The following is a 12,674-nucleotide window of genomic DNA, read 5'->3' as shown; positions in this document are numbered from 1 at the left end:
TTCAGCCACATGTATGGCGGTATTCCGGGTGGCCAGGCTGAATATGTGCGTGTGCCGAAAGCCAACACCGGGCCGTTCAAGGTTCCGGGCACATTGGCGGATGAGAAGGTACTGTTCCTCTCGGACATCCTGCCTACCGCGTATCAGGCGGTGACGAATACCGGCATCGGCCAAGGCTCCAGCATCGCCATCTATGGCGCTGGCCCGGTCGGCCTCCTTTGTGCAGCGGTTGCCCGCATGCTCGGGGCCGAGCGCATCTTCATGGTCGACCACCACCCCTACCGACTCGCTTACGCGCAACAGACTTATAACGTGATCCCAGTCAATTTCGATGAAGACGACGACCCTGCTGACACGATCATCCGGCAAACCCCAGGTATGCGCGGGGTCGATGGCGTAGTGGACGCAGTCGGCTTTGAAGCCAAAGGCAGCACCACTGAAACCATCCTCGCCACCCTCAAACTCGAAGGCAGCAGCGGCAAGGCGCTACGCCAATGTATCGCGGCAGTACGGCGCGGCGGCACCGTCAGCGTGCCGGGCGTCTACTCCGGCTTCATTCACGGGTTCCTGTTTGGGGATGCGTTCGATAAGGGGCTGACATTCAAGATGGGCCAGACTCACGTGCAGCGCTTCCTGCCAGAGCTGCTTGAGCACATCGAGCTGGGACACATCTCTCCTGAAGCGATCATCACCCACAGGATGTCGTTGGAGCAGGCCGCTGAAGGCTACAAGATTTTCGACAAGAAGCAGGAAGATTGCCGCAAGGTCATTCTTACGCCGGGCAGGAACGATGTTGTGCTGCCGGAAACGGATTCCCCGGCTGCGATACCCGCTGTTTAATCAGGCAATGGAGGTGTTAAATGGAACTGACCGCTATCTGGTGGATATTGGCACTCGTCCTCCTGCTGGTTGATATTTGGGCAATCGCCAGCGTCTGGCGAACGAGCAAATCATCTGGCACCAAGGCCGGGTGGGCCGTACTCATCCTGATTCTGCCCGTGATCGGGCTGGCCATATGGGGAATCGCCGGGCCACGCGGCGTCGCTGAACCACCTACATCCAAAGAGCACAGTAAAGGCTGATTGGTCAGGGTATGCGTCTGCAGCCTGCGGTAGGCTGCAGATGTGTGCACATAGCTTTCAAGAAGTTGGAAGCCACAGCCAGTCACTCGTTGCGGATGATGGAAATCTTCCCATTGCGCTCGATGATCGCGAACTTGATCTGATCAACGCTTTGCACCCCCGGGCCTAATCGAGCAGCCTGCATTACGTCATCCTCTTGCACCCGCGCTTCGTGCATCCGGTGACGCAGGAACACTCCATTCTCGACGATGATCGTTGGCCCACCATCAATAAGCTTTCCGATGCGTTTAGAGCGCCTCTTGAGAAGCGAGAAACCTATATCAATGGAAAGCAGCGTCACGATCACCAAAACGGCATTAGTGATTGAGAAGTCGTCGCCCAAGAGTGCCTGCTGAGTCGCTTCTCCAATAATCAATAAAAGGACGAAGTCGAAAGATGTCATTTCCCCCAAGGCTCTTCGTCCAGAAATCCGAAAGAGCACCATCAGTGCGAGATAAATGGCGGCTGCCCGCAAAACTGCGTCCATTTCGCACCTATGGATAGATGAATTGAGTGAGTGAAACTTTCCCACCGCCGTCGATGGCGATCTCGCTTTTGACAACACCTACGCCGTCGCTGCGCCAAGCCAAGTACAAAGCGCTTTCACCTTGAGAGTCTCCCATCAACCGGAGGCGCAGCCCCTGCCGGCTACCTGTAGACCCCACGGGCTGGGGTTGCATTGAGTCAATGCTAAAGCCCTCAAGCATATCCTCCGAAATGAAGACAGTATGGGTCTGGCCAGGAACCCCACGACTATGGATGATCATCGGATTGACCGCACCGCTGCGGTGGAACCTCTCGTACTCGACCACTAGGTCTTTTGCCGAGGAGGTAGCCGTGGCCGAACTAAGGGCTCCATGCGAAAACAGACCGCAAAGCGTCAGGGCGACGACGATGACTAGGGCATACCATCCAATGCGTTCAAAACGCCAAATCCGCCGCTGAAGCGCGATGTCCTCCTCAACGGGATAACGCCTGTCGAGCATCTCTCGTTCGTGAGTGTCCATTTGGCTCGCTCCATTAAACTTCCGTTTCTAAAACATAAACACAGTCGTCAGGCCTGGCCCATTTTGCTGAGGCAGCTGTCAAGGCTCTGCCCCTTGCACGTTGACAGGATGGGAAGACTCAAGGGCTGATGGGCTGGAACACAACGAAATGGCCAGGTTCGTAAGGTACTCACCAAAGCCTTCCCGACACTTGTAGTCCCTTCGAGCGCTTGTGATCACTGGATTGCTAGATGTCCAGGCGATGCGAGCCCCTGTGCTTTCAAGATCTGCAACAAGCCTTACGTCCTCATGGCTCGGAAGCGGCTGGAATCCACCGGCCCGGCGGTAGGCTTGTGCACTCACGCCCAGGTTTGCTCCATGTACATGGCGATGTTCATCCTTAAATTGATACAGGCTCAGATAGTGTTCCCTCACCCTGTCACCGTATCCACGCCAACTGTCGACCTCAACAACTCCACACACGGCATCAGCATTGGCTTCAATCTGCCTAACCAACCAGTCCGGCGGAACAAGCGTGTCGGCGTCAGTGAATGCCAGCCATCCCACACCAAGGTCTAGAAGCAGTTCTGCACCTGCTGCACGAGCCTTTCCGACATTTCTGTAGTGGACGTTCAGAACCATAACCCCCTCAGAAGCTGCCAAGCCCTCAGTAGCGTCCGTGCAAGCATCCAACACCACAACCAGCCGGACTGGCATGCCATTTAGGCCTGGGTGATTGGCGGCTTCGATTATGGAAATCACGCACTGGTGAATGTGATTTTCTTCATTGTGTGCAGGAATCACTACGCCGATCATCTACATCCCCTCCCTCGCTCAAATGCAAGACTCCAGCAATCGACAGCCGGTGACTCAGAAAGGTTTTATTTGGTTGAGGGCGATGCTGTTACCCGGTGAACAAAGCGTGACCGTCGACTGTCCCAAGCTTGGGCTCATCCTCCATTTACCCCTACGTCAGCTGACCTACTGCAAAAAGGCGAGGACGCTCAGAGAAAATGCTTTCAAAACGATTTCGACCTAAAAGTTTAAAACTTTGATGATAAAGTTCTATATGTCATTAGCTTTGATTACCAGCTCACTTAACGGATGATCTCCTCAATAATGAAAAAGTCATTGATCGCGGCATTGTGCTTATCCAGTTTAGCTTTTGATGCGCAGGCGACTGAGATGTCGGGGGCAGTAGGGGCTACTAGCCAAGGCGGGCTCACGGCCCGTGTGGCCCTAGGGTTTGATTGGGACAAGGCGTGGCTGGAAAGCGCTACAGGAAGACTTACTGGGTACTGGGACTTGGGGTATACCTATTGGGAATCGGGAGATGAAGCAGGTGGTCGCCACTCCGTATCTTTCGCCCCAGTCTTCGTCTACGAATTTGGCACCGGGGAAGTGAGGCCATTCATCGAAGCCGGGATCGGGGTTTCGATGTTTTCGGGGTCGTCAGCTGGAGATCAGAAACTGGGCTCGGCTTTCAATTTCGAGGATAGGCTTGGAGCTGGCCTGAAATTTGGAGACTCGCAGCGCGTAGGTCTACGGGTTACGCATTACTCTAATGCGGGCATCAAAGAACCAAATGATGGGATTGAATCCTACGCTTTGTTCTACAGTCATTCGATCTGAGTCAATCTTGCCGGGGTGGGTCTAATGACCCACTTTCATGGACGTGAGGCCACCTCGTCCAGATGATTCAGCAGATCCAATGGATCGTTATACACTCGCAGCGCTCCAGCTCGCTCCAGCTCACTGACATCATAGCCGCCAGACAGAAGTCCGATCCCCGTAGCTTTGCCCCGACGTGCAGCCAGCATATCCCATACAGAATCCCCGACCACTAAACAGTGCTCAATGGGCATGCTCATTCGCTTAGCTGCTGCCAAGAAGAGATCAGGTGCAGGCTTTCCATCTCTGACGTCATCTCGCGTGATGAGCTTCACGTCATTGCTAGAAAGCCCTAGAGCTTTAAGATTGATATTGGCCGTGTCGCTTCCTCCACTGGTGGCAATGCACCAGTCAAACCCATCTTGGCTCAGTGCCTCCAACAATTCTACGGCGCCAGGTAACGCGAGAATCTGGCCTTGAAGATTCTCATACGCTTGAGCGTGAAGATCACTGAGCCGTTTCGCCTGCTGCTCGCTGATGTTCAGCCCAGTCTCACGCGACAACGACTTCAGCATTAGTCCACCGCTCATGCCAATCTTGCGGTGTATCCGCCACATCGCGAGCGGGATGTCCTCAGCATCTAACGCTTGTTTCCAAGCTGCAACGTTCTGGTAGACGCTGTCGGTCAGCGTGCCATCTAGGTCGAAAATGAATGAGGTCTTCTGTTGCATATTCATCCTATAGCGCGATCTGCGTCCACCAACATGGAAAACGCTCTTGGAAACTACAAACTGCTGACTCCGCTCCAGTATCCCAAGTTCACCCCAAGCCTTAACCAAGAGCGTCATCCGGAGGTAAGTGATGCAGTACGATTTGATGAAAATGGTCTAATGTCCAAGGTTTGCGAAGAAATGATGCATTAGCAGGAAGCTTGTCGTTCCGAATCACCCGATTCCCAGAGGATATGATAACTGGCAAATGAGGCCACCGAGCCCAGACCTGCTCAGCCAACTGGACACCATCCAGCCTACCGGGCATGCAAATATCCGTGATCAGTAGCGCAAATGAATGAGGTTGCTCGAGCCTAACCATAGCCTCGTCAGCATTTCGGCAAATGACCACCTCAAGATCGATAAGTGAAAGCGCCTCGCTCAGCAGTACTCGCAGCATTTCCTCGTCCTCAACTAAGAGTACTGTGGTCGTCATACATCACATCCGCAGGTTGTCGTATGCATTTAGTGATGTTCAATGGGAGCTCGTTTCCAGTTGCCGACCGACGGGCATGCAGACGAAGGACACAAAGCTACGTCCCACACATCCCCATCCGTAGTGAGCATCTCGTTCGAGCTCGGCTGTGGCGCCTCGGTATCAAGTCGTAGGCCCTCAATTTGCCGTGAACTCGAAATTAAATTTCAACCGAAATCTGCCTAGGTCAGTGACGCCAAGCATTTTCCTCGGACTGGCTTAGCGCCGAAAGTGACATTGAAATCACCCTTGATCCAGGAGTGGGAACGTTCCCGCCACGCAGTACCTCTATCCTTCACTAACTGGAGGAATGATTTATGAACAACCCCACAGGCATGAAAGCAGGTGAGCGGTACATCATCGAAAACGTAGATGGTGCTCCAGAATTCACGGGGTTCTTTCTAGACGGCAAATACTTCCTTCATCCAGAGCTCCTAACCGCCGTCGGCTGGATGGACGGTGACCAGTTTATGATTGATCAGGTGAGCTCCGGTGGGGAGTCAGCTTTTCCAGGCGGGCTGGCAGGCACAATTATCGACCTGACCCTCAAGCTGAAGGACGGTACAACACTCACATTGGCGGAAATTGAAGTATCAGCCCAAGTCAATGACCCCGCAGATCAGTCACTTGATCAAGCCAATCAGCGCCTTGCCATTCAAAACCCAGCTCAAGCCTTCCTAATTGCGACCACTGCCGCCATGGTCGTTGTTGGGTACATCGTCGGCAGACTTCTAGAAACCCGCCGAGGTCGCTAATCGGACGTTCGACAGAGCGAAAATATCATGTTGATAATTTGAGGATCCTGCAAGGCAGCGCCTCGGTACTGCACAACGTCAACGTTACGACCGCAATTCGCTTGGCCCGAACCCACTAGAATTTCGTGCCTCAAATAGACGGGCTCAACCACCACAGTTATCTGGAGAACGCCATGAACAATGATATCGATCTGCAAGGCGGCCCGGGCGCTACTGACCCGGTGCCAGGCACGACTGATCCTCTATCGCCAAGCCGAACCGATCTCAATCCCAGCGATGCACCAGGGGTCGATGAGCTACCAGACAACGATGGCGACACGCCAAAGGACTCCGACGATCAAGCTGGTCACCAGGAGAAGATGCCGGACACTGAACCCGACAATGCCGAACTCGATGATCAGCCCAATCCGCGCTAACACTTTCCGCTAGGTGGCGCATGATGACTACCAAAGCGTCGGCTACAGAGCAGCCGCCCTGCAAGAGTCCGCGCTGCGCAGACCTTTCCAGAGCTCGTATCGATGTTCACGTAGCCTCTTTCACTCAGATACAGGAGTGCCGTGAAATCGAGGGGATCTATTTTAGTGAAGACTTCATCACTGAAAGTGAGAAGCAGGTCTATAGCACGAGATTCCAGCATCGGAGGACACCTGAAGAATCCAAGATGGCAATTTGTCACCATAGTGAACGAGGAGTTCCGAGACAAATCGAAAACTCTTTCAGGCGAGGCCTGTCTACCTGAGGAGTGATGTCGCATCACCAAGATCTCCGTTCCTGTTTTTGTGTCCCCCATTTGCAACACGCATATAAACCATTCATAACCGCAGTGCTCCAGTTGTTGATGGGCGTCGCCCTCATCTCATTAAATCCAACCGAAGCGCCCAAGCAAGCTATGGATTTTCTTCAGTGGCCCGCGATGGTGACGATACTCGTTGCATCATGGCTGGCAGCATCCCAACGTGCCAAAAGGCGAAAGCTCGCTTTCCTAGGCTTCATCCTCGGCAACCTGTTGTGGATCGTCTGGGGGCTGTATGTAGAGGCTTACGCCCTTGCTCTGCCAGACGGGATACTGTGCGGGATGAATATCAGGGGCTTTATGAAAAACAGGACAGCCACTCAGCGAGGGGAGCCCGATGCGCTTTGAAGCTATTTTCAATCCCAGGCCTCAGTGGCAGTCAGCATGGTGAACAGCGTTGACTGGGTGCAGTGGCCGGCGATGCTGGTTACCGTCCTTGCAGCGTGGCTCATTGGCTCGCAGCAAGCGCGGCGGAGAATGGCAGGGTTTTGGTGCTTAATCCTATGCATTATTCTCATCCGGGGCTTGCCGGCTCATGCGTACCCCGCCCGCATCCGAACTTGCATGCACTGTGTCAGCCGCTCTGCTATTTGGCCATTGAAAGTAGCCAACGCATCTACCTCGCGCTCGGAGCTCCTCACTGAGTTTGCCGCATCAAAAGACGAAACTATGCCCCAACTCGCCTTCCATCCACTCAAGGAACCTCCTTACCCTCGGGAAAGTTGAGTGAGCTTTGGGAAATACCAAGTGATGAGCTGCCACCGGTGCGGTTAAGCTTTCCGGAGCCACCTCTACGAGCGATCCCGAGGCCAGGTATTTCTGGGCCAGCAACGTGCTTTCCAGAGCAAACCCCAGCCCATGGCTCGCGGCCTCAAGAGTCATGTATGAGCGGTCAAAACTCAGTGCATACGGGTGCTCCGGGCGCGCCAGCCCGTGCTGAGCGAACCACTCTGGCCACTTCAACAGCGTGGCCTCAGAGAGAATCAAATCCCTTTCGAGCATATCCGTCGCACTGATGACCGGATGTCGCGCAAGCAACTTGGGAGACGCCAGAACAGCAAAGGTTTCGTTGCGTACCGTTCGTACTTCATAGCTTGGCCAGTTGGGTTGGCCATGGCGGATATCTACGTCGATTTTGTCACGGCTGAAATGCAACGATTCGTAAGAGCATGACAGGTTGATCTGGATATCCGGGTGGCTGATGCGGAACGCCTCCAGCCGGGGCATCAACCAGAGCAGTCCAAAACTAGGCGCTGAATGAAGGCGCAAGCAGTCCAAGCTCACATCACTGGTAGCCCGTTCTGTCGCCATTTCCAAGCTATGCAACAGTCCAGAAATGTCTTTCAGATATTGCTGGCCAACTGGGGTGAGCGTCACGCCACGGGCAGCTCGAACGAATAGCTGACGACCAATCATCGCTTCCAGTTTTGCCAACTGATGACTCACTGCTGATGGCGTCAGATCCAGGACTTCTGCAGCACGTGCGAGGTTTCCGAAACGGGCCGTTTGTTCGAAGGCTTGAATGGCTCTCAGCGGTGGCAGATTTGGCGGCGCGTTTTCATCATGGGGCATGGGCGCTCCCGTACGGTTTTATGTTGTTTTGGAGAAAAGGCATTCAACGATCAGGTTCGCGGCTTGACGAGAGGTGAATTTTCTTCAGCAACGAGTGACGTTTGCGTCATTGCTCATCAAACCGGCTCGGAACACTCTGAATCATCGGTTACTGAAATCGAACATAAAAACAATCAGAGGTACCTCTCATGCTTCTTCAAGGCAAAGTCGCAATCATTACTGGTGCGGCATCAGAACGTGGAATCGGTCGAGCTACTGCTGTCACCTTCGCCAAACACGGCGCCCATGTAGTCATTCTGGATCTGGATGAGTCTGCTGCACGTGATGCTGCTGCCACGCTTGGCGAAGGCCATCTGGGGCTGGCCGCTAACGTCGCGGATGAAACTCAAGTCAAAGAAGCGGTTGCCAAAGTGCTGGAACGCTTTGGTCGCATCGACGTCCTGGTCAACAACGCCGGTATCACACAACCCATCAAAACTCTGGATATTCGCCCGTCCGATTACGACAAGGTACTGGACGTTAGTCTGCGCGGTACCCTGTTGATGTCGCAGGCGGTCATCCCGACGATGCGCGCCCAGTCGTCCGGCAGCATCGTATGCCTGTCGTCGGTCTCTGCCCAGCGTGGCGGCGGCATCTTCGGCGGCCCGCACTACAGCGCCGCAAAAGCGGGTGTACTGGGTTTGGGCAAAGCCATGGCGCGCGAGTTCGGCCCTGACCAGATACGGGTCAACTCCATCACGCCAGGCCTTATTCACACAGACATTACCGGTGGCCTGATGCAAGACGAGCGCCGTCACGCAATCATCGACGGCATTCCGTTGGGGCGTCTGGGCGCCGCTCAGGATGTGGCCAATGCCGCGTTGTTTCTGGCAAGCGACCTCTCCTCCTACCTCACGGGTATCACTCTGGACGTGAACGGCGGCATGCTGATTCACTGACGCTGAGTGGGCGGGCTACCAATGGCTCGCATTGTTCTGGATCGATGATCCACCGGGCAGACTGCCTGGTGGTCTATAAAAACAAGAGATCAGACCATCATGATAACCACCATGACCCTCGATGCGGTCTCGACCGTACGCTCGAATGCTTATCGCAAAACAGCTTGGCGGCTGATGCCTTTCCTGATGCTGTGCTACCTGTGCGCGTATCTGGATCGCGTGAATGTCGGCTTCGCCAAGCTGCAAATGATGAACGACCTGTCCCTGAGCGAGACCGTTTACGGGCTCGGGGCTGGTATGTTCTTTCTAGGTTACTTTCTCTGTGAAGTGCCCAGCAACCTGATCCTGCACAAGGTCGGCGCGCGCCGCTGGATCGCCCGGATCATGATTTCCTGGGGCATCATTTCCGCCCTCTTCGCCTTCGTCGAAACCGCCTGGCAGTTCTACGCCCTGCGCTTTCTGCTGGGGATCGCCGAAGCAGGTCTAGCCCCCGGCCTGCTGCTGTACCTGACCTACTGGTTCCCGTCCTATCGCCGCGCCAAGATGACCGTCTTGTGGTTCGTCGCCATTCCGCTGTCGGGGATGATCGGCGGCCCGCTGTCTGGCTGGATCATGAACAGCTTCGCAGGCTTCCATGGCTGGGCGGGCTGGCAGTGGATGTTTGTCATCGAAGCGGTTCCCACCGTCATCGTCGGCCTGCTGGTGCTGACGTATCTGAAAGATGGCGCGCATCAGGCGACCTGGCTCAGCGACGATGAAAAGGAGCTGGTCAACAAGGAACTGGCCGAAGACAACAGCCGCAAGGTCACCCACGCTTCGCCTCGCGAATTCATCCGTGATCGTCGTCTCTGGCTGCTCGCGTGCATCTACTTCTGTGTGGTCATGGGCCAGTACGCGATTACCTTCTGGCTGCCGACACTAATCCGCAACGCAGGTGTATCCGACCCGCTGCACATCGGCCTGCTGACCAGCCTGCCGTACATGTGCGCCATCGTCGCCATGCTGTTGATGGGCCGCAGCGGCGACAAGCACCGCGAACGTCGCTGGCACCTGGTCGCGCCAATGATCGCGGGCGCCATCGGCCTGACGCTGGCGGCCATTCTCGGCGGCAACCTGGTGCTGTCCGTGCTCAGCCTGTGTCTGGCCGCTGCCGGGGTGCTCTCGGCGTCGTCACTGTTCTGGATGCTGCCCACCACGTTGCTCGGCGGGGTCTCCGCTGCAGCAGGTATCGCCGGCATCAACAGCTTCGCCAACCTCGCCGGCTTCTGCTCGCCCTACCTGATCGGCTGGATCACCACCACGACCGGTTCGAGCGCCATCGGCATGTACCTGATCACCGGTGTGCTGTTTATCGGGGCCTGGCTGGTTCTGCGCATCCCCGCCGCTTCGGTCAATCGTTAAGTTCTCGGAGTCTTCACCATGACTGCTAATACACCCGATACCGCGCTTTCGGTTCTGGCAGAGCGCGCCCACAACATTCGCCGCCATGCCCTGCGCATGGGCCAGGTGCAAGGCCAGGGTTACGTCGGCCAGGCCCTCGGAGCGGCCGACCTGCTGGCCGTCTCGTACTTCCATGCACTGCGCTATCAGCCGCAAAACCCCGAGTGGGAAGAACGCGACCGCTTTTATCTGTCGATCGGTCACTACGCCATCGCCCTGTATGCGGCGCTCATCGAAGCCGAAGTCATTCCCCTCGACGAGCTGGAAACCTACGGCTCGGACGACAGCCGCCTGCCGATGTCGGGCATGGCCGCCTACACACCCGGCATGGAAATCACCGGTGGCTCCCTCGGCCATGGCCTGGGCATCGCCGTCGGTGCGTGCCTTGGGCTCAAGCGCAAGAAGTCTGATTCGTTCGTCTACAACCTGCTGTCCGATGGCGAACTGAACGAGGGTTCGACCTGGGAAGCAGCGATGTCGGCCTCGCACTGGAAGCTCGACAACCTGATCGCAATCATCGACGTCAACAACCAGCAAGCTGACGGTCACTCCAGCGAGGTGCTGGCGTTCGAACCGATCGTTGACCGCTGGCAGGCCTTCGGCTGGTTCACCCAGCGGGTAGACGGCAACGACATCGGTGCGCTGGTCACCGCCTTTGACGCTGCGCGCAACCATCAAGGCGCCCAGCCTCGGGTGATCATCTGCGACACCAAGATGGGCAAGGGCGTGGACTTCCTCGAAACCCGCGAAAAGACCCACTTCATCCGCGTCGATGAAAACGAATGGGATCTGGCATTGAAAAATCTGAAAGTCGGGAGAACCGTATGAGCAATGTAAACACCCCCGAGCCAGGCAAGAAACGCCTGACGACTTCCGCGATGATTGCCTCGATTGCCTCCGAAGGCCAAGCCACCCGCTCGGCACCCTTTGGCCATGCATTGGCTGCGCTGGCCGATCAGCGTTCGGACATTGTCGGGTTGTCCGCCGACCTGTCGAAATACACTGACCTGCACATCTTCGCCAAGGCCCACCCGGATCGCTTCTATCAGATGGGCATGGCCGAGCAACTGCTGATGAGCGCCGCTGCTGGCATGGCCCGCGAAGGATGCGTGCCGTTCGCCACGACCTACGCCGTATTCGCCTCGCGCCGTGCCTATGACTTCATCTGCATGGCCATTGCCGAAGAGAACCTCAACGTCAAGATCGTCTGCGGTCTGCCTGGGCTCACAACCGGTTACGGCCCGAGCCACCAAGCCACGGACGATCTGGCAATCTTTCGCGCCATGCCTAACCTGATGATCGTCGACCCGTGCGACGCGCTTGAAATCGAACAGGCGGTGCCTGCCATAGCCGCCCACCAGGGCCCGGTGTACATGCGCCTGCTGCGCGGTAATGTGCCGCTGGTGCTGGATGAGTACGGCTATAAGTTCGAGATCGGCAAGGCCAAGACCCTGCGTACTGGCAAGGACGTGCTGATTATTTCTACGGGCTTGATGACCATGCGCTCGCTGGAAGCGGCAGCGCAGTTGCAAAAGGACGGCGTCGATATGGCGGTGCTGCATGTGCCAACCATCAAGCCGCTGGACGAGCAGACGATTCTGGCCGAAGCACGCAAGTCAGGGCGGCTGGTGGTAACGGCTGAAAACCATTCGATCATCGGTGGACTGGGCGAAGCGGTGGCAGGCCTGCTGCTGCGCAATGGCGTAACCCCGACCTTCCGCCAAATCGCCCTGCCCGACGCCTTCCTCGATGCCGGCGCCTTACCAACGTTGCATGATCGCTATGGTATTTCCACCGACGCGGTTTGTGCGCAAATCAAAGGGTGGTTGTAAACACCTGCCGGGCTTCATTGAGCCCCACGCTGAGAGAATAAAATGATCGTAGGCTGTTACTCTGGCCTACGATGCTTTGGGTCGCCATCTCGTTGGAGCTTGGTGCTGCCACCTTCTTGTGCAGACTCGAATCCTATTCCCAATCATCGTGCCTACTGTTTACGCGTTTGGTCACCAGCAAAAATCGTTCGCATAAACCAAGATGGTATAGGCACCAACAAGTTGCCGGCGGAACCCATGGTCTGTCCGGGTTGGCGCCGTTTTTGGTACCAATTCGATGGTGCTACGATCATGTTCATCTACAAAGGCGGAGGTAGCCGCACAGGGCACTAGACAGAGCGTGTTGCGAGCCAAACACCCTCGATCTGATCTCCCATTGCA

15 protein-coding genes are annotated in these 12,674 nt (G+C 56.0%); 9 read left to right on the top strand and 6 right to left on the bottom strand.

The features are described 5' to 3' along the window. Both ACIPO9_RS17760 and ACIPO9_RS17755 read left to right on the top strand, forming a co-directional pair. A partial coding sequence (locus ACIPO9_RS17760) for a zinc-binding dehydrogenase (RefSeq protein WP_400782491.1) occupies positions 1 to 840 on the top strand: 840 nt, incomplete at its 5' end. A gap of 20 nt (positions 841 to 860) precedes the next feature. Further along, positions 861 to 1,082 (top strand): PLD nuclease N-terminal domain-containing protein, encoded by a 222-nt coding sequence (locus ACIPO9_RS17755; protein ID WP_341961830.1) that lies wholly within the window; start codon positions 861 to 863, stop codon positions 1,080 to 1,082. An 82-nt stretch (positions 1,083 to 1,164) separates the two neighbouring features. On the opposite strand, the gene ACIPO9_RS17750 is transcribed toward ACIPO9_RS17755, so the two are convergent. From ACIPO9_RS17750 to ACIPO9_RS17740, 3 genes are all read right to left on the bottom strand, one after another. After that, positions 1,165 to 1,608, bottom strand: a complete 444-nt coding sequence (locus ACIPO9_RS17750) for a DUF421 domain-containing protein (protein WP_400782490.1) — start codon at positions 1,606 to 1,608, stop codon at positions 1,165 to 1,167. Between the two features lie 7 nt (positions 1,609 to 1,615). Next, positions 1,616 to 2,128 carry a hypothetical protein gene (locus tag ACIPO9_RS17745; protein ID WP_341961827.1) on the bottom strand — a complete coding sequence of 171 codons (513 nt, stop codon included), beginning with the start codon at positions 2,126 to 2,128 and terminating at the stop codon, positions 1,616 to 1,618. Between the two features lie 78 nt (positions 2,129 to 2,206). Further along, positions 2,207 to 2,923 (bottom strand): glycosyltransferase, encoded by a 717-nt coding sequence (locus ACIPO9_RS17740; RefSeq protein WP_400782488.1) that lies wholly within the window; start codon positions 2,921 to 2,923, stop codon positions 2,207 to 2,209. 303 nt (positions 2,924 to 3,226) lie between these two features. Here ACIPO9_RS17740 and ACIPO9_RS17735 point away from each other — a divergent pair, with 303 nt between their 5' ends. Further along, on the top strand, positions 3,227 to 3,739 hold the full coding sequence (locus tag ACIPO9_RS17735) for an acyloxyacyl hydrolase (protein WP_400782486.1): 513 nt from the start codon (positions 3,227 to 3,229) through the stop codon (positions 3,737 to 3,739). 35 nt (positions 3,740 to 3,774) lie between these two features. Here ACIPO9_RS17735 and ACIPO9_RS17730 read toward each other — a convergent pair whose 3' ends face one another. Next, positions 3,775 to 4,449: an HAD family hydrolase gene (locus ACIPO9_RS17730; RefSeq protein ID WP_400782483.1), complete on the bottom strand. Its 675-nt coding sequence runs from the start codon at positions 4,447 to 4,449 to the stop codon at positions 3,775 to 3,777. Between the two features lie 100 nt (positions 4,450 to 4,549). Then, entirely contained in the window at positions 4,550 to 4,924 is a 375-nt protein-coding gene (locus ACIPO9_RS17725) for a response regulator (RefSeq protein WP_400782481.1), read from the bottom strand. Between the two features lie 356 nt (positions 4,925 to 5,280). Here ACIPO9_RS17725 and ACIPO9_RS17720 point away from each other — a divergent pair, with 356 nt between their 5' ends. Together ACIPO9_RS17720 and ACIPO9_RS17715 are read left to right on the top strand one after the other, a co-directional pair. Continuing rightward, positions 5,281 to 5,718: a short chain dehydrogenase gene (locus ACIPO9_RS17720; protein ID WP_400782479.1), complete on the top strand. Its 438-nt coding sequence runs from the start codon at positions 5,281 to 5,283 to the stop codon at positions 5,716 to 5,718. A 173-nt stretch (positions 5,719 to 5,891) separates the two neighbouring features. Beyond that, entirely contained in the window at positions 5,892 to 6,134 is a 243-nt protein-coding gene (locus ACIPO9_RS17715) for a hypothetical protein (protein ID WP_400782477.1), read from the top strand. A gap of 1,031 nt (positions 6,135 to 7,165) precedes the next feature. Here ACIPO9_RS17715 and ACIPO9_RS17710 read toward each other — a convergent pair. Further along, positions 7,166 to 8,083, bottom strand: coding sequence for a LysR substrate-binding domain-containing protein (locus ACIPO9_RS17710; protein ID WP_400782475.1), 918 nt, complete (start codon positions 8,081 to 8,083; stop codon positions 7,166 to 7,168). 188 nt (positions 8,084 to 8,271) lie between these two features. Here ACIPO9_RS17710 and ACIPO9_RS17705 point away from each other — a divergent pair, with 188 nt between their 5' ends. The 4 genes from ACIPO9_RS17705 to ACIPO9_RS17690 all read left to right on the top strand — a co-directional run bounded on the left by ACIPO9_RS17705 (position 8,272) and on the right by ACIPO9_RS17690 (position 12,293). Then, the gene (locus tag ACIPO9_RS17705) at positions 8,272 to 9,021 is read left to right on the top strand and encodes an SDR family NAD(P)-dependent oxidoreductase (RefSeq protein ID WP_400782472.1); all 750 of its coding nucleotides are present in this window, start codon (positions 8,272 to 8,274) and stop codon (positions 9,019 to 9,021) included. A gap of 99 nt (positions 9,022 to 9,120) precedes the next feature. Beyond that, a complete protein-coding gene (locus ACIPO9_RS17700; protein ID WP_400782470.1) occupies positions 9,121 to 10,422 on the top strand; it encodes an MFS transporter in 1,302 nt (433 codons plus the stop codon). Between the two features lie 18 nt (positions 10,423 to 10,440). After that, positions 10,441 to 11,289 carry a transketolase gene (locus ACIPO9_RS17695; RefSeq protein ID WP_400782468.1) on the top strand — a complete coding sequence of 283 codons (849 nt, stop codon included), beginning with the start codon at positions 10,441 to 10,443 and terminating at the stop codon, positions 11,287 to 11,289. Then, complete coding sequence (locus ACIPO9_RS17690) at positions 11,286 to 12,293, top strand: transketolase family protein (protein WP_400782465.1); 1,008 nt, start codon at positions 11,286 to 11,288, stop codon at positions 12,291 to 12,293. Before ACIPO9_RS17695 ends, ACIPO9_RS17690 begins: the two co-directional genes overlap by 4 nt. Positions 12,294 to 12,674 lie beyond the last annotated feature (381 nt).

This window comes from Pseudomonas sp. NPDC090203 (genome assembly GCF_044746765.1).
GTDB classification, from domain to species: Bacteria; Pseudomonadota; Gammaproteobacteria; order Pseudomonadales; family Pseudomonadaceae; genus Aquipseudomonas; species Aquipseudomonas putida_AD.
This window is presented reverse-complemented; position numbering and strand designations above follow the sequence as displayed.